We start from the raw sequence: 23332 nt of genomic DNA, 5'->3' as shown, positions 1-23332 counted from the left end.
ACCCACGACTACAGGAGCGAGCCCCATGCCCCAGCCCTACGTCCTGTTGTCCGCCGCCGTCTCCCTCGACGGCTTCCTGGACGACACCGGGCCCGAGCGGCTGCTGCTGTCGGGCCCGGCCGACTTCGACCGGGTCGACGAGGTACGGGCGACCAGCGACGCGATCCTGATCGGCGCCGGAACCCTGCGTACCGACAACCCCCGGCTCCTGGTCAACTCCCCCGAGCGGCGAGCGGCCCGGGTCGCCGCCGGCCTCCCGGAGTATCCGCTGAAGGTCACCGTCACGGCGTCCGGCGACCTGGACCCGACGGCACAGTTCTGGCACACAGGCGGCGAGAAGGCGGCGTACACGACGGACAAGGGTGCCGAGCGCCTGCGCGCCCTCGGCCTGCCGGCCGACGTGGACGTGGTGTCCGTCGGCCCCGAACTTCAGTGGCGGGCCGTGCTCGACCGCCTCGGGGACGTACGCGGTGTACGGCGTCTCATGGTCGAGGGCGGCGGGCAGATCCACACCCAGCTGCTCCGGCAGGGCCTCGCGGACGAGCTCCAGCTCGCCGTCGCCCCGCTGTTCGTGGGCGAGCCGGACGCGCCGCGGATGTTCGGGGCGGGCGCGTACCCCGGTGGCCCCCGCAGCCGTCTGCGTCTGCTGGAGACCCGGCCGGTCGGGGACGTCGTCCTGATGCGGTACGCGCCCACGGTCCCCGGCACGGGCGCGCTCGCCTCGGCGGCCGACCGGCACTGGCTGGAACTGGCCTGCGATCTGGCGGACCGCTGCCCACCCTCGCGCACGGCCTTCAGCGTGGGCGCGGTGATCGTCGCGGCCGACGGTACGGAACTGGCCCGCGCCCACTCCCGCGAGGGCGACGACCCGGTGGTCCACGCCGAGGAGGCGGCCCTGGCCAAGCTGGACCCCACCGATCCGCGCCTGGCCACCGCCACCGTCTACAGCAGCCTGGAGCCCTGCGCCCGCCGCTCCTCCCGCCCGTCCCCGTGCGCCCGGCTGATCCTCGACGCGGGGGTACGGCGCGTCGTCACCGCGTGGCGGGAGCCGGACACGTTCGTCGTGGGCGCCGACGGCAACGCCCTCCTGGCGGCGGAGGGGGCCGACGTCGTCGTGCTCCCCGAGTACGAGCCCCGGGCAACCGCGCCGAACAGCCACCTGCTCACTTCCTGAGGCCCTGGGTACTCCATACGGCCAGTGCGCGCGTTCGAGAGCCGAGAGAGCTGAGAGAGCCGGAGGGAGGCCCCCTATGAGCCGCCCGCGCGAGGACACGACCACCCTGGACCGTGCCGAGGACCAAGGGGTGACGCTGGTCTACAGCTGGGAGGTGAAGCCCGGCCGGCAGGAGGAGTTCGAGGAGCTGACCCACGAGATCGCCGACCTCGCCGAGGGCTTCTGCGGCCACGAGGGCGTCACATGGCTGCGCCCGCAGCACGGCCAGCGCGTCTATCACGGCGTCCTGCGCTTCGCCGACCAGGACCGGCTGGACGCGTGGCTGCGGCTGCCGGCGCGCCAGGCCTGGCTGGAGCGTGTGCGTGACGTCGCCCACCAGGTCACCGAGGCCCAGCAGCAGCCCACCGGTATGGAGACCTGGTTCAGCCTCCCGCAGCGCCGGGTGAAGGCGCCGCCGCGCTGGAAGATGACCCTGGTGACCATGCTCGGCGCCTTCCCGGTCGCCCTCGCCATCAACGGGCTGATCACCCCGCACGCCACCGCCCTGCCCCTTCCTCTGAAGGCCGCCCTCTTCCCTCTCGTCGCCGCCCCCGTGCTCACCTACGTGATCATGCCCGGGCTCAGCCGCCTGTTCCGCCGGTGGCTGTACGAGGAGCGGGTGATGAGGTGAGCTGAGGCCGGGGAGACCATGGCCACAGGAAACCCGTGTGCTTGCCGTCCCGCGCATGGCGTACACTGGAGTCACCGACGCGGGGTGGAGCAGCTCGGTAGCTCGCTGGGCTCATAACCCAGAGGTCGCAGGTTCAAATCCTGTCCCCGCTACTGAAGGCCTTGGGGCCGGAATCCGAAAGGGTTCCGGCCCCAAGGTGTTTTCCGCACACAGGGCCACTCGCACCCACTCGCACACACCCGTTCCGTACAGCCAGGGCCTGTCCGGCGGACCCCGCCATGATCCGCGGGAGCAGGACCTGCCGTAGGCCGGCCCTAGGCCTCACCGTCTCCGGTACCCGGCCCGGCGTGCCGTACAGCCCGCTTCACGTCCGCCTCGACCTCACCGCGCGACTTCCCCTCGCCCTTCGCCCACTCGGTCACCGCGGCCTGGACGTCCCGGGCGAGATCGCGCCAGGCCCGCCAGGCGGTCTCGTACGTGTCGGTCTGCGCCTGGGTCCACTCATGGGCGGTCGGGGGCCCGAACCGCTCGCGCAACGCCTCCACGCGCGCGTGGGCATCGTCGGCCGCGCGCTGCATCCCCACAAGCTCCTCGAAAGTGTGCGCCACGCGCACGAATCCTTGAGGAGACGACACCGCCCGGCTGACGCGCCACGCCGCACCCCCGGCGCCCCCGGCGCCGGGAGCAGCGGCGATTCACTCACTCGGGGTCACGAGATGGACGTACGCCTTCGGGGAGGTGGTCGAGGGCGAGCCGGCGGCCGACATAGTCCAGAACGGAGCCGACCTGCCTGATCTCCGGGTCGTTGGTGGGGCCTGCGGGCTCGAAGCGCATCCCGACGTACTCGGTGACGAACGCCTCGAGCGGCACCCCGTGCCGGAGCCCCCGGGTGACGGTCGTGGAGACGGCGTCCATCATCCCCGCGAGCGTGGACCCCTGCTTGGCCATGAGGACCGTCACTTCGGCGGGACGCCCGTCGGGGGTACGGGCGACGGTGAGGTACCCCTGCCCCTCTCCGACGGCGAACGAGCGGGTCGTCGACTCCATACGCCGCGGAGGGCGCGGCGGGACGAGCCGGGCCGCCCGCTCCTCACCGGTCGTCCACTTCGTGCCGTCACCGAACCGCTCGGCCATAAAGGATCCTCACTCGTAGTCGCGAAACCGGGCAGAGTGCGTCGATACACACAAACACAATCTGTGGGCATCAATTCGCCGATGACCACAAGATGTTGGGGTCCAAGGTAGGGGCGCCCGGCCACGCACACCAATCACGGCACGCCGGGCGGGCCAGCGGCCGACAGCGGGCCGACGGCCGGCAGCGGGCCGACGGCCGGCAGCGGGCCGGCTGAGATCTTGAAGGCCCCGAACACGACTCAGCCCCAGGCGGGATGCACTCCGACCTGACCGTCACGCGCGACGGGCCCGGATGGCGCGCCGAAGTCGACCTCGCGCCCGGCGCCGAGGCCACCGCCGTCCTGACGTCGTCCCACTGCACACGTCAGTCGGCTGGTTCGCCGGACCATGACCAAGGAGGAAGCGTGACCGTCGCACCCGTTGAAGAACCGTGGGTCCTCGGCCACCAGTTGCGCGTGCTCAACCGCTGCCGAACGCCGAGGAGCCGACAGCCCGGCACCCCCTGCCGCAGCCAGACGAGTGGAGCCCCCACGCCAACGTGAATCAGCCCCTCCCTGACGGCTTACGTCGCAGGTGAGGGACTGATCGTTTGGTAGGCCCTGTGGGACTCGAACCCACAACCAATGGATTAAAAGTCCACTGCTCTGCCAATTGAGCTAAGGGCCCAGGCGATGTTGCCTCCCCGAGCATAGCCGGACGAGGCCGGGAGTCCGATCGGGTATCGGCGACCCGGCCACGTCACAGACCCACAAAAAGGCCCGTCGGCGAACAGAACGGACGGAAGAAGGACGGGAGACGCGCCGGAGCCGAGCGCAAAAGGACGGCCGGCCGGGCTCATCGGCCACCCGGGCGCCCCGGCCACTCGGGTGCCCCGGCCCGTCCGGCGGATCAGGGCGCGTCCGGCGGATCAGGGCCGGACAGACCGCGGTGGCCGGTGCGGGCAGCGCGGCGAGGCACCGTGCCGGGCTCGCGGACCCGGCCGTGATCCGCCGGACAGGCTCCCGTCGGCCTAGGGATCCACCGGCTCGGGTGCGTCCTTCCGTGCCGCCTCCCGGGCGAGCGTGCGTTCGTGGTCCGGGTTGAGGAACCAGTGCCGGGCCGACGCCTGCCACCAGGTCGCCGCGAAGCCCAGGACCACCAGCACGGCGATCGGCGCGTAGTTGAAGGTCTCCCAGGTGACCGGCGAGACCTGCGGCAGCATGAAGAGCACCGTGATGACCCCCACCCACGCGACCGACACCAGCCCGATCGCGCGCGACCAGCGGCCCAGGTGCCACGGCCCCCGTTCGAACGCCTCGCCCTTGCGCAGCCGCAGCAGCGTCGGGATGACGTAGGCGATGTAGAGCCCGATCACGGCGATGGAGGTCACCGCCGCGTACGCCGTCACATTGATCAGGTAGGGCAGGCCGAGGACCAGCGCTCCGGCGGCCGCGAGCCACACCGCCGCCACGGGTGTGCGCGTGCGCGGGCTCACCGTGTGCCAGACGTGCGAGAACGGCAGCGCCCCGTCGCGCGAGAAGGCGTAGATCATCCGGCTGTTGGCGGTGACCGACGCCATCCCGCAGAACAGCTGCGCCCCGATGACGACCAGGAGCAGCAGCTTGCCCGCCGTCGCCCCGAGAGCGGCCATCAGGATCTGCGCGGGCGGCACTCCGGTCGGCGAGCCGAGGGCCTCGTCGTACGACTGGATGGCGAAGGTGAAGCCCAGCAGCAGCACCAGACCCGCTATCCACGACGTCCAGATGGAGCGGACGATGCCCTTCGGGCCCGCCGTGGACGCGTCATGCGTCTCCTCCGTCATGTGCGCCGAGGCGTCGTATCCGGTGAAGGTGTACTGCGCCATCAGCAGGCCCAGCAGCACCACGTAGACACCGCTGCCCCAGCCCGTGTTGTTCACGAACTCGGTGAAGACGAACGACGCCGACTGGTGGCTGTCCGGTACGACGGCCAGCGCGCCCACGATGACGACGATCCCCAGCACGTGCCACCACACGCTGACGCTGTTGAGCAGGCCGACGATGCGTACGCCGAAGGTGTTCAGCAGGCCGTGCAGGAGCAGGATCGCGGCGAAGAGCAGGATCGTGCGGCCCGGCGTCACCTCGAAGCCGAACTCCAGGTTCAGATACGCGGCCAGGAAGGACGCCGCACCGAAGTCGATGCCGGCTGTCACGGCGACCTGTCCGAGGACGTTGAACCAGCCCGTGAACCACGCCCACGCGGCCGCGCTCCGCTCGGGCGCCAGCCGGTGCGCCCAGAAGTACAGACCGGCCGAGGTCGGGTACGCCGAGCAGATCTCGGCCATGGCGAGCCCCACGAAGAGCGTCATCAGACCGACGCCGACCCAGCCCCAGGTGATCACGGCGGGGCCGCCGGTGTTCATGCCGAACAGGTACAGCGTCATGCACCCCGACAGCACCGAGATGATCGTGAACGACACCGCGTAGTTCGAGAACGCGGACATCCGGCGGGCGAGGACCTGTGTGTAGCCGAGCTGGGCAAGCCGTTCCTCGTCCGACAGCCCGCTGTCTCTGGCGTCAAGTGTCATGTCCCCAGCGATTCCCTCGCCCGAGACGTGATATGCGCCACAAAGTAACTGCTATGGCCAAAAGTTTGCCGTGCGCATGGCCGGTCCGTGCGGCAGGCGACAGAAACGCCGTGGCCCCCACCCGGAAGGGGTGGGGGCCACGGCGATGCGCCTGTATGCGCCTACATCGTCACCGGACGTCAGCCGTTGCGCTTCCAGCGCGGCTTGTCCTCGCGGCGGCCGAAGGAGCCGGAGCCGCGGTGGTCGTCACGGCGACCGTACGGGCGGTCGTGGCCGCCGGAGCGGTGGCCGCCGGTGGGGCGGTCACCCTGGCGGTCACGGTTGAACGGACGGTCGCTGCCCCGGTGGCCGGCACGGTCATCACGGCGCTCGAAGGAACGGCCACCACGGTCGAACCCGCGGTCGCGGTCCCGGCTGTCCCGGTGGAAGCCGCCCCGCTCGCCGTCCCGGCGCTCGAAGCCGCGGCCACCACGATCGTCACGCCGGTCGTCGCGACGGAAGCCACGGTCCCGGTCGCGGTCACGGTTGTCCCGCTGGAAGCCGCCCCGGTCGTCGCGCCGCTCGAAGGTACGACCGCCACGCTCGAAGCCACGGTCCCGGTCGCGGTCACGGTTGAACCCGCCCCGGTCGTCCCGGCGGAACCCGCCGCGCTCACCGTCACGGCGGAAGCCGTCCCGGTCGTCACGGCGCTCGTAGGAACGCCCGCCACGCTCGAAGCCACGATCCCGGTCGCGGTCACGGTTGAACCCGCCACGCTCACCCCGGTCGCCACGCTCACCGCGGTCGTCGCGCCGATCACGCCGCTCGTACGAGGAGCGCTCATACGAAGACGAGCCGGAGGAGGAGCCGGACGAACCCGCCGTACGCTCCTCCCGGGCGCCCTGCTCGATCCGCTCCTCGTCCTGCGTCACACGCTGCGCCGGTACGGAGACCTCGCGCTTCTCCTGGGCCCCGGCGGCCTCGGACGCGACCAGGGCATCGGCCACGACCGCGGTCCCGGCACCCTGGGTGGCCGCATCGGCCACCACCTCGCCGCGCGCCTCAGCGACTGCCTGGGCAGGGTCCTCGCCCCGCTCCCGGGCGACCCGGGCGACCAGCCGGTCGGCCTCGTCACGGAGCTCGGCCGCGCGGCGCGTGGCCCGCTCCAACTGCTTGGTGAGGTGGGCGACCTCGCGCTCGGCCTGCTCGGCGGCGTTGCCCGCGGACTCGGCCTGGACCTCGGTCATCGAGCGGGCGCCGGTGATCTCGGCGACCTCCGGGTCGAAGGCGGCACCGCCCTGGATGAGGTGGCGCGAGGCGTCGACGCCCGCGTCCTCCATCAGGCGGAAGATCTGGCGGCGCTGGTGCGGAAGCGAGAGGGACACCACGGTGCCCGTACGCCCGGCACGCGCCGTACGGCCGGCCCGGTGCAGGTAGTCCTTGTGGTCACCGGCGGGGTCGACGTTGAGCACGAGGTCGATGCCGTCGACGTGGATACCGCGCGCCGCGACATCGGTCGCGACCAGCACGTTCACGTACCCGTCCTTGAAGTCGGCCAGCGTGCGGGTCCGCGCGCCCTGGGTCATGCCGCCGTGCAGCGCGTCGGCCTTCACCCCGGCGTCCCGCAGCTGCTCGGCGACGCGGTCGGCGCCCAGCTGCGTCCGTACGAAGATGATCGTCCGGCCCTTGCGGGAGGCGATCGCGGCCGTGACCGGCGCCTTGTCCTTGGGCTTCACGATCAGGATGTGGTGCGACATCGTCGTCACCGCGCCCTGCGCCGCGTCGACCTCGTGGCTGACCGGCTCGTTGAGGTAGCGCTGGACGAGCGTGGCGATCTCGTTCTCCATGGTCGCGGAGAAGAGCATGCGCTGGCCGCCGGCCGGGACCTGGTCGAGCAGCTCGGTGACCTCGGGCAGGAAGCCCAGGTCGGACATCTGGTCGGCCTCGTCGAGAACGGCGATCTGCACGTTCTCCAGGGAGCAGGCCCCGCGGTTGATGATGTCGCGCAGGCGTCCCGGAGTGGCGACGAGGATGTCGACCCCGCGCTCCAGCGCGTAGATCTGGTTCCCCATCGACGTACCGCCGCAGACGACCTTCATCTTCAGCCCGAGGACGTCGCCGTACGGCTGCAGCGCGTCCGCGACCTGCATGGCGAGCTCACGGGTGGGCGTCAGGATGACCGCGCGGGGCTTCTTCTTCTCGGTGTGGCCGCCGGCCAGCGTGGCCAGCGTCGGCAGACCGAAGGACAGCGTCTTGCCGGAGCCGGTGCGGCCACGGCCGAGGATGTCCTTGCCCACCAGCGCGTCCGGGATGGTCGCGGCCTGGATCGGGAAGGGGACGGTCACCCCGTTCTGCGCGAGCTTGCGGACGACGGCCTCGGGCAGCCCGAGATCGGCGAAGGTGACGTCGGGAGCGGTGCTCTCCTCCTGGCCTTCGGGCAGGACGACGTGCTCAGTACTGGAAACGGACATGCGAAATGCGAACCTTCCGGAGGTCTCGGCACGCGCCCAAACTCCGTGAAAGTCGCAATCGACCGCCTCTATGCGGTCCGGCCACGGCAAGGGAGAGTACGCGCCACACGCGGCGCGTCTTTTTGGCGCCGGGCAAATGGGATCAAACGATCTACCACCATACGCACCCTCCGCCCCCCAAGGCAAACCGACCTCAAACCCGCAGGCCAGACAACCAGTGAGGGTCCGCAGCCGATCGAACGGAAGCTACGGTCCCGAAGATCCGAAGATCCTGAAGAGTACGAACAGAGGCCCCGTCCAACAGACGGGGCCTCCGGGCGGCGGTGGCTGGGGCCGGGGTCGAACCGGCGACCTTCCGCTTTTCAGGCGGACGCTCGTACCAACTGAGCTACCCAGCCATGAGGTTTCACGTGAAACGGAAAACCTCAGCGGTCCTGACGGGATTTGAACCCGCGGCCTCCACCTTGACAGGGTGGCGAGCACTCCAAACTGCTCCACAGGACCATGCTGTTGTGTGCGAACCAGCGAACTCAGTGTCGCACACGGTGTTGCGTGCCCCCAACGGGATTCGAACCCGTGCTACCGCCTTGAAAGGGCGGCGTCCTGGGCCTCTAGACGATGAGGGCAGACCTACTAGTACTGCTGCTTCGCCTGTACGCCCCTGGAGGGACGTGAGAAGCATGTGACTCCGCTTTCCCCCGAAAGGTTCCGCTTCTCCCTCATTCTTCTCAGAACTCGGGACGGTCAAGCCCTGACCGCTGCCCTTGGGCACGAGGTGACTGTACTACGGCGTTTGGGCCTGGACCAAACCGAATAGGCGCAGCTCCCCACAGGTCTACGGACCGGACCTGGACGGGCTCGGCGACGAGGCCGAGGATCCGTTCGGCGACGGAGCCGCCCCCGGCTGGTTCTCCTTCGGCAGATGGCGGCTGACCTCGGCCGTCGTCAGTCCCAGGCCGCCCAGTTTGATCTCGTCCCAGGCCTGCAGACGCTTGGTCTCCCGGTCGAGGTAGAGCACCGAGGTCTCGACCAGATCGGGGTTCTTCCCCTCCACCGCCCGCAGACCGCTGCCTCCCGTCGAACCCTCGATACGCAGGCGCGTGCCGTACTTCATGACCTCCATCTCCGAGTGATGGACGTGCCCGGCCAGCACCAGCGGCACCTCGCCGTCCGTCTGGCGGGCCGCGTCCGGGTTGTGGGCGACGGCGATGTCGACCGGCGTGCCCGCCGCCTCCTGGTCGCGGAGCGCGGACGCCAGACGCGCCCCCGCCAGCTGCTCCGACGGAAGTTCCCCGGGCTTCTTCGAGCGGTCGGGGGTGAACTGCGGATCACCGATGCCCGCGAAGCGCAGCCCGCCCACCGATACAGACCGCCCGCCGTCCAGGACGTGCACGTTCTTCAGGCCCTCCAGGTACTGCTGGGTGACCATCGAGTCGTGGTTGCCGCGCACCCACACGTACGGCGCTCCGAGATCCTCGATCGGATCCAGGAAGCCGTTCTCTGCCGCGGTCCCGTGGTCCATGGTGTCGCCGGAGTCGACGATCACGTTGATGTCGTACTGCTCGACCAGGGAGGCGATGATCTTCCAGCTCGCCGGATTGAGATGGATGTCCGAGACGTGCAGGACCCGGATCGTGCTCGGATCGGGCTCGTACGCGGGGAGGGTGGAGGTGACGTCGTACAGCTTGGTGACGTTGGTCACCAGGCGCGCCAATTCCTTCTGGTAGATGTCGAATTCCGTGACGATGCTGCGCGCGTTGCCCACGATCGAGGGGGCGGAGGACAGCAGCCCGGAGAACTTGGGCTCCAGGACGGAGTTCGGGTTCCAGGTCGCGAAGGCCGTGCCGCCGGACACGGTGAGCAGGGCGAGGGCGAGTCCGCCGGCGGCCAGGGCGCGGCGCGGGCGCCGGTAGACGGCGAGCCCGAGGGCGGTGGCCCCGGCCACGACGGCCGCGCAGGAGCGCAGGGCGAGGTCGAGCGTGCCGTGCTCGACGTCGTTCGCGATCTCGTCCTGGAGGCCGGAGATCCGCTCCGGGTGGTCCACCAGGGCCTGCGCGCGGACCGGGTCGAGCTGGTCGATGTTCACGTCCAGGCGGACGGGCGCGACATGGCTGCGCAGTTCCAGTGCGCCGAGCGGGGAGACGTTGATCTTCGTGCCGCCGACGAGGGAGGGGCGCAGGGTCATCGTCGTGTTCATGGGGCCGACCGGGGTGCGAACGTTGCCCACGACCAGCAGGCCCAGCCAGGCGCCGAGCAGCACGACGGCGACGAGCCCGAGGGCCCTGCCCCAGGGGTGGGGCTGGTGGACGAGCTCGATGGTCGGGTGCGTACGGCGGGCACGGTACTGACGGACCAGGGCACCTGGCGACTGTCGAACGCGGCGGAGAACAGCGGCAGCAGCAGCGGGGACGCGAGCCATTGGTCCCGTATGCCCAAGTGCGACGGCGGCTATGCGAGGACGCCGCGTGACCTCGTACGACCGGGGGACCGCCGTGTCCCGGCGTGTTCCGACCGTTGTACGCCCATTTCCGGCTCTCGTACGCCGGTTCCGTACCGGAGAATGGCCGTGTGCTGGAGATGACGCGCGAGGAGTTCGAGGAACTGGTCGCCGAGGCGCTGGACCGGATCCCGCCGGAGCTGACGCGGCTGATGGACAACGTGGCGGTGTTCGTGGAGGACGAGCCGCCCGCGGACGATCCCGAGCTGCTCGGGCTGTACGAGGGGACTCCGCTGACGGACCGGGGCGAGTGGTACGCGGGGGTGCTGCCGGACCGGATCACCGTCTACCGGGGGCCGACGCTGCGGATGTGCGAGTCGCGTGAGGACGTGGTCGCGGAGACCGAGGTGACGGTCGTCCACGAGATCGCGCACCACTTCGGGATCGACGACGCGCGGTTGCACGCGCTCGGTTACGGCTGAGGCGTTCTCGTTCGGCTGAGACGTTCTCGTACGGCTGCACGCGCGCGGAGATGGCTGAGACGCACCGTACGGCTGAGGCTCGCCGGGCGGTGCGCGTGTCCTCTTGTGGGCGGCGGGAGTTGGACAGGTTGACGTCTCGCCCCTTCCCCCGGCTCTTGGCTCGGCTCAAGCAGGGGAGGCCCCGACCGGAGGTAGCTGCCCGTGCGCGCCTTGTACGTACCCGTCCGTCTGGCCGCCACGGTCATGGCCGTCGCCGCGGCCACCGGTTGTATGAGCGTGGGTGACGACGGGCCCGGTCCCGGGCCCTCGCACTCGGCCCGGCAGCGGGGCGGCGCCCAGCCGGACGGCGGCTCGGCGGTGACCGGCGGTGGCGGCGCCGGCCACCAGGGCTGGCACGGTACGGAGGGCAGGCCGGCCGGGCGCGACGAGTCCCCCTCCTCCTCGGCATCCCCCTCGGACTCCGCCTCCGGCAGCGCTCAGCCGTCGGCCGAGGCGACCTCGAAGGAGGACAAGGGCCGGGGCAAGGACGACAAGCCGCAGAGGCCCGACCCGACGAGGGGCCAGCCGACCCCCACACGCACGGAGGTGCAACCTCCGCCCACGAAGGAACCGGAGTCCCCGACCCCCCAGCCCTCGACGGCCGAACCCTCGTCCTCGGCCCACGAACAGAGCGCCCAGATGGTGGAACGCGAGCCGGCGCCGCGGGCCGGGAAAGCGGCGTAGACCGTCCCGGAGACCGCCCCGCCGACGCTCCGCGGAGCCGCGTCACCACGGGCCCCGGCCCCACCGAGCGACAAAAGCGTTCGCCAGTAATTTCGGCGAGGTGAGATCCTGGGCCGCGTATGTCTACGCATCCTGCCCCCGCCCTCGGCGCCCTCGCCCCCCGCCTGACCGAGCTGTCCCTGCGCGACGCGCACCGGCTCGGGCGCAGGCTCGAGGGCGCGCGCAAGATCCGTAAGCCGGAGGCCCGCGCCGCCGTCCTCGCCGAAATCGAGGCGGAGGTGGCGAAGGCCGAGGAGCGGATGACCGAGCGGCGGGCACGTGTGCCCGCCGTCACGTACCCCGAGCAGCTGCCCGTCAGCCAGAAGAAGGGCGAGATCGCCGAGGCCATCCGCGACCACCAGGTCGTGATCGTCGCCGGTGAGACGGGTTCCGGCAAGACCACGCAGATCCCGAAGATCTGTATGGAGCTGGGCCGTGGCGTCCGCGGCATGATCGGGCACACGCAGCCGCGCCGTATCGCCGCCCGTACGGTCGCCGAGCGCGTCGCGGAGGAGCTGGACACGCCCCTCGGCGAGTCCGTCGGCTGGAAGGTCCGCTTCACCGATCAGGTGAACCCGGACGCGACCTTCGTCAAACTGATGACCGACGGCATCCTGCTCGCCGAGATCCAGACGGACCGCGAGCTGCGCGCCTACGACACGATCATCATCGACGAGGCCCACGAGCGGTCCCTCAACATCGACTTCCTGCTGGGGTACCTGTCCCAGCTGCTGCCGCAGCGCCCCGACCTCAAGGTCGTCATCACATCCGCGACCATCGACCCGGAGCGCTTCTCCCGCCACTTCGGCGACGCGCCGATCATCGAGGTCAGCGGCCGGACATATCCCGTGGAGGTGCGCTACCGCCCCCTCCTGGAAGAGGACTCCGACGACGCCGACCGCGACCAGATCACCGCGATCACGGACGCGGTCGAGGAGCTGATGGCGGAGGGCAAGGGCGACATCCTCGTCTTCCTCTCGGGCGAGAGGGAGATCCGCGACACGGCGGACGCGCTGACGAAGAAGCAGTACAGATTCACCGAGGTCCTGCCGCTCTACGCCCGGCTCTCGCACGCCGAGCAGCACCGCGTCTTCCAGCCGCACACCGGCCGCAGAATCGTGCTGGCCACGAACGTCGCCGAGACCTCCCTCACCGTCCCGGGCATCAAGTACGTCATCGACCCCGGCTTCGCCCGTATCTCGCGCTACAGCCACCGCACCAAGGTCCAGCGCCTCCCCATCGAGCCGGTCTCCCAGGCCAGCGCCAACCAGCGCAAGGGCCGCTGCGGCCGTACGAGCGACGGCATCTGCATCCGCCTGTACTCCGAGGACGACTTCGAGGCCCGCTCGGAGTTCACGGACGCCGAGATCCTTCGTACGAACCTCGCGTCCGTCATCCTCCAGATGACCGCGGCCGGTCTCGGCGACATCGAGAAGTTCCCGTTCATCGACCCGCCGGACCACCGCAACATCCGCGACGGCGTCCAACTCCTCCAGGAGCTGGGCGCGCTGGACGCCACGCAGAAGGACCCGCGGAAACGCCTGACGCAGACCGGCCGCAAACTCGCCCAGTTGCCCGTCGACCCGCGCCTGGCCCGCATGGTCCTGGAGGCCGACCGGAACGGCTGCGTCCGCGAGGTGATGGTCATCGCCGCCGCGCTCTCCATCCAGGACCCGCGCGAGCGCCCCGCCGACAAGCAGGCCCAGGCCGACCAGCAGCACGCCCGCTTCAAGGACGAGACGAGCGACTTCCTCGCGTATCTGAACCTCTGGCGTTACATCCGGGAGCAGCAGAAGGAGCGCGGGTCGTCGTCGTTCCGCCGGATGTGCAAGCAGGAGTACCTGAACTTCCTGCGCATCCGTGAGTGGCAGGACATCTACTCGCAGTTGAGGACCGTCGCCAAGCAGATGGGCCTCCATCCGGGGGAGCCTTCGGCGGGTACTGACGCCCCGGCCGACCGCATTCACGTCTCACTCCTCGCCGGCCTCCTCTCCCACATCGGCATGAAGGACGTGAAGGAGTCCAAGGACTCCGGCCCGGGCGCGCGCAGGGACGGCGGACGGAACGAGTACCTGGGCGCCCGCAACGCCAAGTTCGCGATCTTCCCGGGCTCGGCGCTCTTCAAGAAGCCCCCGCGCTTCGTCATGTCCGCCGAACTCGTGGAGACCTCCCGCCTCTGGGCCCGGGTCAACGCCAGGATCGAGCCGGAGTGGGTCGAGCCGCTCGCCGAACACCTCATCAAGCGCACCTACAGCGAGCCGCACTGGGAGAAGGACCAGGCCGCGGTGGTGGCGTACGAGAAGGTCACGCTGTACGGCGTCCCGATCGTGGCCCAGCGGAAGGTGAACTACGGCCGTGTCGACCCGGAGGCGTCCCGCGAACTTTTCATTCGCAACGCCCTCGTGGAGGGCGACTGGCGCACGCACCACAAGTTCTTCGCCGACAACCGCAGACTCCTCACCGAGGTCGAGGAGCTGGAGCACCGCGCCCGCCGCCGGGACATCCTGGTGGACGACGAGACGCTCTTCGACTTCTACGACCAGCGGGTGCCCGAACACGTCGTCTCCGGCGCCCACTTCGACTCCTGGTGGAAGCACAAGCGGCACGAGCAGCCCGACTTCCTCGACTTCGAGCGGGCGATGCTCATCCGCGAGTCGGCGGAGGCGGTCACCAAGGCCGACTACCCGGACTCGTGGCGGCAGGGTCAGCTGAAGTTCCGTGTGACGTACCAATTCGAGCCGGGCGCGGACGCCGACGGCGTGACCGTCCACATCCCGCTCCAGGTCCTCAACCAGGTCACCGACGAGGGCTTCGACTGGCAGATCCCGGGCCTGCGCGAGGAGGTCGTCACCGAGCTGATCCGCTCCCTCCCGAAGCCGATCCGCCGCAACTACGTGCCCGCGCCCAACTTCGCGAAGCGGTTCCTGGACACGGCCGTCCCCGTGCAGGAGCCGCTGACCACGGCCATGGCACGCGAGCTGAAGCGCATGGTCGGCGTCCCGTTCGAGGCCGAGGACTTCGACTGGTCGAGGGTCCCCGACCATCTGCGCATCACGTTCCGGATCGTCGACGAGCGCCGCCGCAAGCTCGCCGAGGACAAGGACCTGGAGGCGCTGAAGCTCCGGCTGAAGCCGAAGGCGCGCAAGGCCATCTCGCAGGCGGCCGCGGCCACGGCGGAGCGCCAGGGCGGCGAGTCCCTGGAACGTGCGGGCCTGACCGACTGGACCATCGGCTCCCTCACCCGCCTCTTCGAGACCCGGCGCGCCGGACATCCGGTCAAGGCGTATCCGGCGCTCGTCGACGACGGCGACACCGTCTCCGTACGCCTCTTCGACACGGAGGCGGAGCAGGCGGAGGCGATGTGGAAGGGCACGCGCCGGCTGATCCTGCGCAACATCCCGGTGAGCCCGGCGAAGTTCGCCTCCGAGAAACTGACGAACGCCCAGAAACTCGCCCTCTCCGCGAACCCCCACGGCTCGATCCAGACCCTGTTCGACGACTGCGCGATGGCGGCGGCCGACCGGCTGATAGGGGACTTCGGGGGGCCGGCCTGGGACGAGTCGTCGTACCGGAAGCTGTACGACAAGGTGCGCGCCGAGATCGTCGACACCACGGTCCGCACGGTCGGCCAGGTACAGCAGGTGCTGGCCGCCTGGCAGGCCTGTGAGCGCCGCCTGAAGGCCGTACGGAGCCCCGCGCTGCTGCCGAACCTCCAGGACGTACGGAAGCAGCTGGACGCCCTTGTGAAGCCCGGTTTCGTGACGGAGACGGGTCTGCGGCGCCTGCCGGACCTGATGCGCTATCTGGTGGCCGCGGACCGCCGCCTCCAGCAGATGGCGACGAACGTCCAGCGGGACACGACCCGCATGGAGAAGGTCCACGAGATGCAGGACGAGTACGCCTGGCTCCTGGAGCAGCTGCCGCAGGGGCGCCCCGTGCCCGCCGTGGTCCTGGACATCCGCTGGATGATCGAGGAGCTCCGGGTGAGCTACTTCGCCCACGCGCTGGGCACCGCGTACCCCGTCTCCGACAAGCGCATCGTCAAGGCCATCGACGCCGCGGCGCCGTAACACCTCCGGCACGCTGGGTGAGTTCGACCAGGGGGCTCACCCTCCTGTACAGTCTCTTCTCGCAGCGCAACGCACGAAACGCGCCGCGAAACCTGGTCCTGTGGAGCAGTTTGGAGTGCTCGCCACCCTGTCAAGGTGGAGGCCGCGGGTTCAAATCCCGTCAGGACCGCTTTTGCCGAGAGGCCCCGCATCCTTCTGGATGCGGGGCCTCTCGCATGCGACCGGCAACAGGCCGACAAGGGCGCGGCATTCTCACCCCGCCGTCAAGACGGCGGCCGCGGCACAGAAGGACGGCACATCCCCTCGGGCCCGGCGCCCGGCATGGCCCCGGGTGTCTTGACGGCGTCACATTCCGTCGGTACCCAGAAGACAGGGCTCCCGACCCGGAGGTGGCGTATGACGGCGTCCGCTCGGCACGAGACACGCGCGCTGCTCCGTGCCCATCTGTCGGCCGCCTCCTCGTACCGCCACCTGACGCGGCACTGCCCGATCTGCCACCGGCTGCTGCGACTGGCCATGGAACCCGGACAGCGGGGCGAGGACGGTCCGCACGACACACACGAACCACACGGCCCGCAGACGGCGGACGAGGACGCCAGCACCCCCGAGAGCACCTCCGAGGGTTTACCTGGCCCCTCGACGACGTCCACAGGCTCCACAAGCCCCTCACAGCACTCGAAGGCGTAAGCCGCCCCGACCGGGATACACAGCCCGCAGAGGATTCCGGCCGCCTCAACAGCCACTCCCACTAGCCCAGATGAGCTACCACTCACAAGCATGGCGACATGTGACGGGTGTCACGCATCGAGTTTCCGAAGTTGTGGAACTCACCGACCTCTCACAACGGGTCAATTTAATATGTGCAATTGCACCACTGCCGGATGAGTCCCCCAGGGGATCCCACACACCTCCCCAGAGTCCGACAAGCCCGCTCACGGACAGGGGGACTCCGGATCCCCAAGTCCCCCTCAGGGCCCACCCGGACACTCACCGCACCCACACAGATCCGTGCAGGTCCGCGCACATCCGACCGTCCCCGGGCATAAAAAATCGCGCTGGACCCGGCGGAGTCCAGCGCGATCGACGACGCACCCGTGATGGCTTGCCTAGAGACCTCTAAGCGCTTCCGGAGAGCTTGGGCGAGGGCCCTGTTGGGGCAGGATCCCGCGTCGCTTGGAGCTTGGGTTCGGACGCCTCGACACGTTGGGGGAACGGTCGAATTGCCCTGTTATGCAGCTGTTCAGGCCTCGCTGCGCTGCTGCGGGATGCCCGCCAGCAGGGCGCGGACCTCAGCCTCGCGGTAGCGGCGGTGCCCGCCGAGCGTACGAATGGACGTCAGCTTGCCGGCCTTCGCCCACCGCGTGACCGTCTTCGGGTCGACACGGAACATGCTGGCGACCTCAGCCGGGGTCAGCAGCGGCTCGGCTTCAGGGGTGCGAGCGGTCATGAGCGGCCTCCTCGGGAGAACCGAACCTTCTCGGTTCTTTCCTCTAAATTCTGCACCTTGACCCGCGTTGCCCGAAATGAGCGGACGCGAGTCGAGTCGGTTATAGGACGAACGGCTTGTCCTCGGCACTACAACTACACCATCTGTCCAGCCGCGTCGGCCAAACCGATGGAATTGCCCTCCCAGGTGTTCATCAGCGACGGATGCCGATGGACCATGCCATAGCGGACAGTCACGCCACTGTGACGATCGGTCACAGTGGCGATCAGGAGTCACCAGACCCCCCATAGCGTGCAATGCTGAGATTCCGCCCATAGATGGGCAGAAGAAGTCTCCCCCGGACTCCTTGTCCTATTTTGGCATGAGGAGGGGCGTACGAGGCAAGGCCCTTGTAAGTGCCTTCCGTCACGCTTGCCGCCCACTGGCGCAAAAGACCGGAACGCGCCCTACGTCCCCCCTGAACATCCTGCGATGTGTCAAGCCTGGGCCAAGGGTCGTTAGTTCACCATGACACCACGGTTCACGGAAAGCTCTTTCCATCACAGATCGCCAACTCTCTGGCGTGAGCTCTTGATCCGCTCGCGCACGTCCGGTCCGCCGGACCGCGGCGCCTGCCCACCCGCTCCCCGCAGGGCCCGTCAGTTCGCCGAGCGCCGGTCCCGTACCGCCCGCCAGCGCTCGACCAGACGGCCGTACGCCTCCCCGGCGGCCCCCTCGTCACCGGTGCGCAGCGCCTCGATCCCCTCGGCGACGTCCGCGGCCGAGTGGTCCCCGTCGAGCTGGTCACCGGGCAGGACGTGCACCAGCCCGCCGTAGTCCAGCTCGACCAGTGAGCGCGGGTGGAACTCCTCCAGCCAGCGCCCCACGTCCACCAGGCCGTCGATCAGCGGGCCCTCGTCGATCATGTCCCGCATCGCCCGCAGCCCCCGGGCCACCCGCCGCCGCGCCTGCACCATCGGCGTCCGGTACCGCAGCGTGGGCGGGGCCTCGTCCGACCCCTTGTCGTACGCCCGCTCCTCGTCCGCCACCAGCACGAACCAGTTCAGCGGCACATGCCAGGTCGAGGTGCGGATCCACGGGCGGGCGTCGGGGTTGCGCGCCATCCAGCGCTCGTAGTCCTGGGCGGCCTGCCGGCGCACGACCGGCGGCAGCACGGCGTCGAGGACGGGCCCGGGCAGCTCCTCGGCCAGGTCCCCGAGCGCCTGCCAGCCGCGCAGCCGGGTGCGCCAGGGGCAGACGCAGACCACGCCGTCGACGTCCAGTACGAAGGCGTCACTGCTCTCGTGCACCGGAACCGGAACCGGCGGGGTGGGCAGCAGATCGGTCAGAGAGCGGCGCAGCTCGTCCTGGTACGAGGGTCGGTCGGCACGCCGTGCGTAGCGCGCCCAGTGGCTGCGCTCCGGCTCGGGGAAGGCGGCCAGCGGTTCGTACACGCGGAGGTAGGACGCGTACGGAACGACCACCGAGGACACCTTGGGCACGCCTGCTCCCTCCCCACGGGACCCGACACGAAACCCTTTCGCCGACCCGCGCGCGGGTCGGCGGTGAACACTGCAAATCGTCGCACGCGCATGTGCGAACGTACTCCCGAGGAGGGTGATCCTGAACACTGCGCTGATGGCGGACGGGCCGGGGCTCTACGCTCATGCCACGGAGTCCGCCACCCGTACGGGCCCGCCCCCGGAACCGCCGCTACTTACCACTGGAGTCACCACCGTGACCGATGTAACCGGCGCACCTGCTGACGTGCTGCACACCCTGTTCCAGTCGGACCAGGGGGGCCATGAGCAAGTCGTGCTCTGCCAGGACCGCGGCAGCGGCCTCAAGGCCGTCATCGCCATCCACTCGACCGCCCTGGGCCCCGCCCTCGGCGGCACGCGCTTCTACCCGTACACGAGCGAGGCGGAGGCCGTCGCCGACGCGCTGAACCTCGCCCGCGGGATGTCCTACAAGAACGCCATGGCCGGACTCGGCCACGGCGGCGGCAAAGCCGTGATCATCGGTGACCCCGAGAAGATCAAGACGGACGAGCTGCTGCTGGCGTACGGCCGTTTCGTGGCCTCGCTCGGCGGGCGGTACGTGACGGCCTGCGACGTCGGTACGTATGTGGCCGACATGGACGTCGTGGCGCGCGAGTGCCGCTGGACCACCGGCCGCTCCCCGGAGCAGGGCGGTGCCGGCGACTCGTCCGTGCTGACCGCCTTCGGCGTCTACCAGGGCATGCGGGCCTCCGCCGAGCACCTGTGGGGCGACCCCTCGCTGCGCGGCCGCCGGATCGGTGTCGCGGGCGTCGGCAAGGTCGGCCACCACCTGGTGGAGCACCTGATGGCGGAGGGCGCGCAGGTCGTGGTCACCGATGTGCGCGAGGAGGCCGTGCGCCGGATCGTGGAGCGCCACCCGTCCGTACGGGCGGTCGCCGACACGGACGCGCTGATCCGGGTCGAGGACCTGGACATCTACGCCCCCTGCGCGCTGGGCGGCGCCCTCGACGACGACACCGTGCCCGTCCTCACCGCCAGGGTGGTCTGCGGCGCCGCGAACAACCAGCTCGCGCACCCTGGCGTCGAGAAGGACATCGCCGACCGCGGGATCCTCTACGCGCCGGACTACGTGGTGAACGCCGGCGGAGTCATCCAGGTGGCCGACGAGCTGCACGGGTTCGACTTCGAGCGGTGCAGGGCGAAGGCCGCCGGGATCTACGACACGACGCTCGCGATCTTCGCACGTGCGAATCAGGACGGCATCCCTCCGGCCGCCGCGGCCGACCGGATCGCCGAGCAGCGGATGCACGAGGCCTCGGCGGCACGCGCACGGTGACGCCTCGCGGGGGCACTCCCCGGGGCGCCCCCGCGGCTTTGGCCGGTACCAGTCGGTGGACAGTTGGAGAGAACTCTCACGTTCGTCGGCGGGTTTCCTCCGAGAAGTGGTTAAAATCGCCACTGACCAGCGAGGACAGGGCACCTCGCAGGCCCTGCGCACACGCGCGCAGTGCGGGCGACGTACCGTATGGGCGCGGGCTCAGGTACCGTGGAAGCCCTAGGGACGGTCTCTCTACGGAGAGCCCGTTCTGGATCATGAACGCGTCAAGACTCTGGGGCCGTCGAGCCCCGTCACCGAGGGGGTCGAGCCATGGGGCGCGGCCGGGCCAAGGCCAAGCAGACGAAGGTCGCCCGCCAGCTGAAGTACAACAGCGGCGGGACTGACCTGTCGCGTCTGGCCAGCGAGCTGGGCGCATCGACTTCGAGCCAGCCTCCGAACGGCGAGCCGTTCGAGGACGACGAAGACGACGACCCGTACGCCCAGTACGCGGATCTGTACAACGACGACGATGAGGACGAGGACGACGAGCCCGGTCCCGCGTCGCAGCGCCGAGGCGCTTGACGATCTAGCTGCGCTTGCCCCGGTCCGGAGCGGTCCACCACCGCCGGACCGGGTTTTGCGCTGCCGTCGCGCTTCCCGGCTGGCTTCCCGGCTGAGGGATCAGCCTGCGTAGTCGCCGGTCAGAGCCGCGCCCGTCGTGTGCTCGCCACGGTCGGTGATCTCACCGGCGATCCATGCGTCGACCCCACGGTCGGCGAGGGTCGCCAGCGCCACGTCCGCCGATCCCTCGGGCACGATCGCGATCATGCCGACGCCCATGTTCAGGGTCTTCTCCAGCTCCAGCCGCTCGACGTCACCGGTCCGGCCGACGAGGTCGAACACCGGGGCCGGGGTCCAGGTGGAGCGGTCGACGGTCGCGTGCAGGCCGTCGGGGATGACACGGGCGAGGTTCGCCGCGAGTCCACCGCCGGTGACATGGCTGAACGCGTGTACCTCGGTGGTGCGGGTCAGTGCCAGGCAGTCCAGCGAGTAGATCCTGGTCGGCTCCAGCAGTTCCTCGCCGAGCGTGCGGCCGAGCTCCTCGACGTGCGCGTCCAGCGCCAGGCCGCCGCGGTTCAGCAGGACGTGCCGGACCAGCGAGTACCCGTTGGAGTGAAGCCCGGAGGACGCCATCGCGATGACCGCGTCACCCTTGCGGATGCGATCGGCGCCCAGCAGCCGGTCGGCCTCCACGACGCCCGTACCGGCGCCGGCGACGTCGAAGTCGTCCGGACCCAGCAGACCGGGGTGTTCGGCCGTCTCACCGCCCACCAGGGCGCAGCCGGCCAGCACACAGCCCTCGGCGATGCCCTTGACGATGGCCGCCACCCGCTCGGGGTGGACCTTGCCGACGCAGATGTAGTCGGTCATGAACAGCGGCTCGGCCCCGCACACCACGATGTCGTCCATGACCATCGCGACCAGGTCGTGGCCGATCGTGTCGTACACGCCGAGCTGCCGGGCGATGTCCACCTTCGTGCCGACGCCGTCCGTGGCGGAGGCGAGCAGCGGGCGCTCGTAGTTCTTGAGGGCGGAGGCGTCGAAGAGCCCGGCGAAGCCACCGAGGCCGCCGAGGACCTCGGGGCGGCGGGTCTTCTTCACCCACTCCTTCATCAGCTCGACGGCGCGGTCGCCCGCCTCGATGTCGACGCCCGCGGCTGCGTAGCTGGCACCGGTCTCAGACATGGCAAAGGGCACTTTCGTGTCGTACGGCAGGGATCACGGGCGCTTACGGACGGCGGATGGCGTCGGCGGCGGCCGTGGCGGCGGGCCCGGCGGCCAGCTCGGTCTCCAGGAGCTGCTTGCCGAGCAGCTCGGGGTCCGGAAGCTCCATCGGGTACTCACCGTCGAAGCAGGCACGGCACAGGTTCGGCTTGGCGATGGTGGTCGCCTCGATCATGCCGTCGATGGAGATGTACGCCAGCGAGTCGGCGCCCAGCGAGGTGCCGATCTCGTCGATGGTCATGCCGTTGGCGATGAGCTCGGCGCGGGTGGCGAAGTCGATGCCGAAGAAGCAGGGCCACTTCACCGGCGGCGAGGAGATCCGGATGTGGACCTCGGCGGCGCCGGCCTCGCGGAGCATGCGCACCAGCGCCCGCTGGGTGTTGCCGCGGACGATCGAGTCGTCGACGACGACCAGGCGCTTGCCCTTGATGACTTCCTTGAGGGGGTTCAGCTTCAGACGGATGCCGAGCTGGCGGATCGTCTGGGAGGGCTGGATGAACGTACGGCCGACGTACGCGTTCTTCACGAGACCCGCGCCGAAGGGGATGCCGGACGCCTCCGCGTAGCCGATCGCGGCCGGAGTGCCGGATTCCGGGGTCGCTATCACCAGGTCGGCCTCGGCGGGGGCCTCCTTGGCGAGCTTCCGGCCCATCTCGACACGGCTGAGGTACACGTTCCGGCCGGCGATGTCCGTGTCCGGGCGGGCCAGGTACACGTACTCGAAGACACAGCCCTTGGGCTTCGCTGCCGCGAACCGGGAGGTGCGCAGACCGTTCTCGTCGATGGCGACGAACTCGCCCGGCTCGATCTCGCGGACGTAGCTGGCGCCGCAGATGTCGAGGGCGGCGCTCTCGGAGGCGACGACCCAGCCGCGCTCCAGACGGCCGAGGACCAGCGGGCGGATGCCCTGCGGGTCGCGGGCCGCGTAGAGGGTGTGCTCGTCCATGAAGACGAGCGAGAAGGCGCCGCGCACCTTGGGGAGGACCGCGTGCGCGGCCTCCTCGATGGTCAGCGGCTTGCCGTCCTCGTCGACCTGGGCCGCGAGGAGCGCCGTGAGGAGGTCGGTGTCGTTGGTGGCCGCCACGCGGGGGGAGCGGCCCTCCTGCTTGGGCAGGTCGGCGACCAGCTCGGCGAGCTGCGCCGTGTTGACCAGGTTGCCGTTGTGGCCGAGCGCGATGGAGCCGTGCGCGGTGGCCCGGAACGTCGGCTGGGCGTTCTCCCACACGGAGGCGCCAGTGGTCGAGTAGCGGGCGTGACCGACCGCGATATGACCCTGGAGCGCGCCGAGCGAGGTCTCGTCGAAGACCTGCGAGACGAGGCCCATGTCCTTGAAGACGAGGATCTGGCGGCCGTTGCTGACCGCGATACCCGCGGATTCCTGGCCCCGATGCTGGAGGGCGTAGAGCCCGAAGTACGTGAGCTTTGCGACCTCTTCGCCCGGAGCCCAGACACCGAAGACGCCACACGCGTCCTGGGGGCCCTTCTCACCGGGGAGCAGATCGTGATTGAGTCGACCGTCACCACGTGGCACGCCACCGAGTGTAGGCGAGATCGCGCACTGGTCCGAATCCGGTGAT

General features: G+C 69.9%; 17 protein-coding genes and 6 tRNA genes. 10 read left to right on the top strand and 13 right to left on the bottom strand.

What is annotated here, in order from left to right; all coding sequences use genetic code 11:
• Window positions 1–25 precede the first annotated feature (25 nt).
• The 3 genes from FNH04_RS08470 to FNH04_RS08460 all read left to right on the top strand — a co-directional run bounded on the left by FNH04_RS08470 (window position 26) and on the right by FNH04_RS08460 (window position 1996).
• The gene (locus FNH04_RS08470) at window positions 26–1174 is read left to right on the top strand and encodes a dihydrofolate reductase family protein (protein WP_152781917.1); all 1149 of its coding nucleotides are present in this window, start codon (window positions 26–28) and stop codon (window positions 1172–1174) included.
• Between the two features lie 76 nt (window positions 1175–1250).
• Complete coding sequence (locus FNH04_RS08465) at window positions 1251–1844, top strand: antibiotic biosynthesis monooxygenase (protein WP_152781915.1); 594 nt, start codon at window positions 1251–1253, stop codon at window positions 1842–1844.
• 78 nt (window positions 1845–1922) lie between these two features.
• Window positions 1923–1996: transfer RNA gene (locus FNH04_RS08460), tRNA-Met, on the top strand.
• A 162-nt stretch (window positions 1997–2158) separates the two neighbouring features.
• Here FNH04_RS08460 and FNH04_RS08455 read toward each other — a convergent pair.
• The 9 genes from FNH04_RS08455 to FNH04_RS08410 all read right to left on the bottom strand — a co-directional run bounded on the left by FNH04_RS08455 (window position 2159) and on the right by FNH04_RS08410 (window position 10392).
• Window positions 2159–2452, bottom strand: coding sequence for a hypothetical protein (locus tag FNH04_RS08455; RefSeq protein ID WP_322722763.1), 294 nt, complete (start codon window positions 2450–2452; stop codon window positions 2159–2161).
• Window positions 2453–2543: 91 nt separating this feature from the next.
• Window positions 2544–2978 (bottom strand): TSCPD domain-containing protein, encoded by a 435-nt coding sequence (locus tag FNH04_RS08450; RefSeq protein ID WP_228031227.1) that lies wholly within the window; start codon window positions 2976–2978, stop codon window positions 2544–2546.
• A 590-nt stretch (window positions 2979–3568) separates the two neighbouring features.
• Window positions 3569–3644, bottom strand: a tRNA-Lys gene (locus FNH04_RS08440).
• Between the two features lie 343 nt (window positions 3645–3987).
• The gene (locus tag FNH04_RS08435; protein WP_152781911.1) at window positions 3988–5523 is read right to left on the bottom strand and encodes an amino acid permease; all 1536 of its coding nucleotides are present in this window, start codon (window positions 5521–5523) and stop codon (window positions 3988–3990) included.
• 179 nt (window positions 5524–5702) lie between these two features.
• Window positions 5703–7973, bottom strand: a complete 2271-nt coding sequence (locus tag FNH04_RS08430) for a DEAD/DEAH box helicase (RefSeq protein ID WP_152781909.1) — start codon at window positions 7971–7973, stop codon at window positions 5703–5705.
• 324 nt (window positions 7974–8297) lie between these two features.
• Window positions 8298–8371: transfer RNA gene (locus FNH04_RS08425), tRNA-Phe, on the bottom strand.
• Window positions 8372–8402: 31 nt separating this feature from the next.
• Window positions 8403–8477: transfer RNA gene (locus FNH04_RS08420), tRNA-Asp, on the bottom strand.
• A 49-nt stretch (window positions 8478–8526) separates the two neighbouring features.
• A tRNA-Glu gene (locus FNH04_RS08415) sits at window positions 8527–8599 on the bottom strand.
• 209 nt (window positions 8600–8808) lie between these two features.
• Complete coding sequence (locus FNH04_RS08410; RefSeq protein ID WP_152781907.1) at window positions 8809–10392, bottom strand: metallophosphoesterase family protein; 1584 nt, start codon at window positions 10390–10392, stop codon at window positions 8809–8811.
• A 149-nt stretch (window positions 10393–10541) separates the two neighbouring features.
• Here FNH04_RS08410 and FNH04_RS08405 point away from each other — a divergent pair, with 149 nt between their 5' ends.
• From FNH04_RS08405 to FNH04_RS08385, 5 genes are all read left to right on the top strand, one after another.
• Complete coding sequence (locus FNH04_RS08405) at window positions 10542–10892, top strand: metallopeptidase family protein (RefSeq protein WP_030348836.1); 351 nt, start codon at window positions 10542–10544, stop codon at window positions 10890–10892.
• A 201-nt stretch (window positions 10893–11093) separates the two neighbouring features.
• On the top strand, window positions 11094–11615 hold the full coding sequence (locus FNH04_RS08400) for a hypothetical protein (RefSeq protein WP_322722762.1): 522 nt from the start codon (window positions 11094–11096) through the stop codon (window positions 11613–11615).
• Between the two features lie 119 nt (window positions 11616–11734).
• The gene (gene hrpA / locus FNH04_RS08395) at window positions 11735–15724 is read left to right on the top strand and encodes an ATP-dependent RNA helicase HrpA (protein ID WP_152781905.1); all 3990 of its coding nucleotides are present in this window, start codon (window positions 11735–11737) and stop codon (window positions 15722–15724) included.
• A gap of 94 nt (window positions 15725–15818) precedes the next feature.
• Window positions 15819–15893: transfer RNA gene (locus FNH04_RS08390), tRNA-Asp, on the top strand.
• 227 nt (window positions 15894–16120) lie between these two features.
• Window positions 16121–16411: a DUF6274 family protein gene (locus tag FNH04_RS08385; protein ID WP_152781903.1), complete on the top strand. Its 291-nt coding sequence runs from the start codon at window positions 16121–16123 to the stop codon at window positions 16409–16411.
• Window positions 16412–16964: 553 nt separating this feature from the next.
• Here FNH04_RS08385 and bldC read toward each other — a convergent pair.
• Window positions 16965–17171: a developmental transcriptional regulator BldC gene (gene bldC / locus FNH04_RS08380; protein ID WP_016905998.1), complete on the bottom strand. Its 207-nt coding sequence runs from the start codon at window positions 17169–17171 to the stop codon at window positions 16965–16967.
• 638 nt (window positions 17172–17809) lie between these two features.
• A complete protein-coding gene (locus tag FNH04_RS08375) occupies window positions 17810–18652 on the bottom strand; it encodes a hypothetical protein (protein WP_322722761.1) in 843 nt (280 codons plus the stop codon).
• A gap of 235 nt (window positions 18653–18887) precedes the next feature.
• Between FNH04_RS08375 and FNH04_RS08370 the strand changes: the two genes are divergently transcribed.
• Window positions 18888–19988: a Leu/Phe/Val dehydrogenase gene (locus FNH04_RS08370; RefSeq protein ID WP_322722760.1), complete on the top strand. Its 1101-nt coding sequence runs from the start codon at window positions 18888–18890 to the stop codon at window positions 19986–19988.
• A gap of 312 nt (window positions 19989–20300) precedes the next feature.
• The gene (locus tag FNH04_RS08365; RefSeq protein ID WP_152781901.1) at window positions 20301–20552 is read left to right on the top strand and encodes a DUF3073 domain-containing protein; all 252 of its coding nucleotides are present in this window, start codon (window positions 20301–20303) and stop codon (window positions 20550–20552) included.
• A 99-nt stretch (window positions 20553–20651) separates the two neighbouring features.
• On the opposite strand, the gene purM is transcribed toward FNH04_RS08365, so the two are convergent.
• Window positions 20652–21716, bottom strand: coding sequence for a phosphoribosylformylglycinamidine cyclo-ligase (gene purM / locus FNH04_RS08360; RefSeq protein WP_152781899.1), 1065 nt, complete (start codon window positions 21714–21716; stop codon window positions 20652–20654).
• 43 nt (window positions 21717–21759) lie between these two features.
• Window positions 21760–23286 carry an amidophosphoribosyltransferase gene (purF, locus tag FNH04_RS08355; protein WP_322722759.1) on the bottom strand — a complete coding sequence of 509 codons (1527 nt, stop codon included), beginning with the start codon at window positions 23284–23286 and terminating at the stop codon, window positions 21760–21762.
• Window positions 23287–23332 lie beyond the last annotated feature (46 nt).

The sequence above is a fragment of the Streptomyces phyllanthi genome (genome assembly GCF_009377205.1).
GTDB lineage: Bacteria > Actinomycetota > Actinomycetes > Streptomycetales > Streptomycetaceae > Streptomyces > Streptomyces phyllanthi.
Note: the sequence above shows the minus strand (reverse complement) of the source record. Positions and strands in the feature narration are given on the sequence as shown.

Coding starts and splice junctions, on each gene's coding strand:
- FNH04_RS08450 (WP_228031227.1), bottom strand. CDS start 2,978: ATGGCCGAGCGGTTCGGTGACGGCACGAAGTGGACGACCGGTGAGGAG.
- purM (WP_152781899.1), bottom strand. CDS start 21,716: ATGTCTGAGACCGGTGCCAGCTACGCAGCCGCGGGCGTCGACATCGAG.
- FNH04_RS08410 (WP_152781907.1), bottom strand. CDS start 10,392: ATGGCTCGCGTCCCCGCTGCTGCTGCCGCTGTTCTCCGCCGCGTTCGA.
- FNH04_RS08430 (WP_152781909.1), bottom strand. CDS start 7,973: ATGTCCGTTTCCAGTACTGAGCACGTCGTCCTGCCCGAAGGCCAGGAG.
- FNH04_RS08365 (WP_152781901.1), top strand. CDS start 20,301: ATGGGGCGCGGCCGGGCCAAGGCCAAGCAGACGAAGGTCGCCCGCCAG.
- FNH04_RS08465 (WP_152781915.1), top strand. CDS start 1,251: ATGAGCCGCCCGCGCGAGGACACGACCACCCTGGACCGTGCCGAGGAC.
- bldC (WP_016905998.1), bottom strand. CDS start 17,171: ATGACCGCTCGCACCCCTGAAGCCGAGCCGCTGCTGACCCCGGCTGAG.
- hrpA (WP_152781905.1), top strand. CDS start 11,735: ATGTCTACGCATCCTGCCCCCGCCCTCGGCGCCCTCGCCCCCCGCCTG.
- FNH04_RS08385 (WP_152781903.1), top strand. CDS start 16,121: ATGACGGCGTCCGCTCGGCACGAGACACGCGCGCTGCTCCGTGCCCAT.
- FNH04_RS08470 (WP_152781917.1), top strand. CDS start 26: ATGCCCCAGCCCTACGTCCTGTTGTCCGCCGCCGTCTCCCTCGACGGC.
- FNH04_RS08435 (WP_152781911.1), bottom strand. CDS start 5,523: ATGACACTTGACGCCAGAGACAGCGGGCTGTCGGACGAGGAACGGCTT.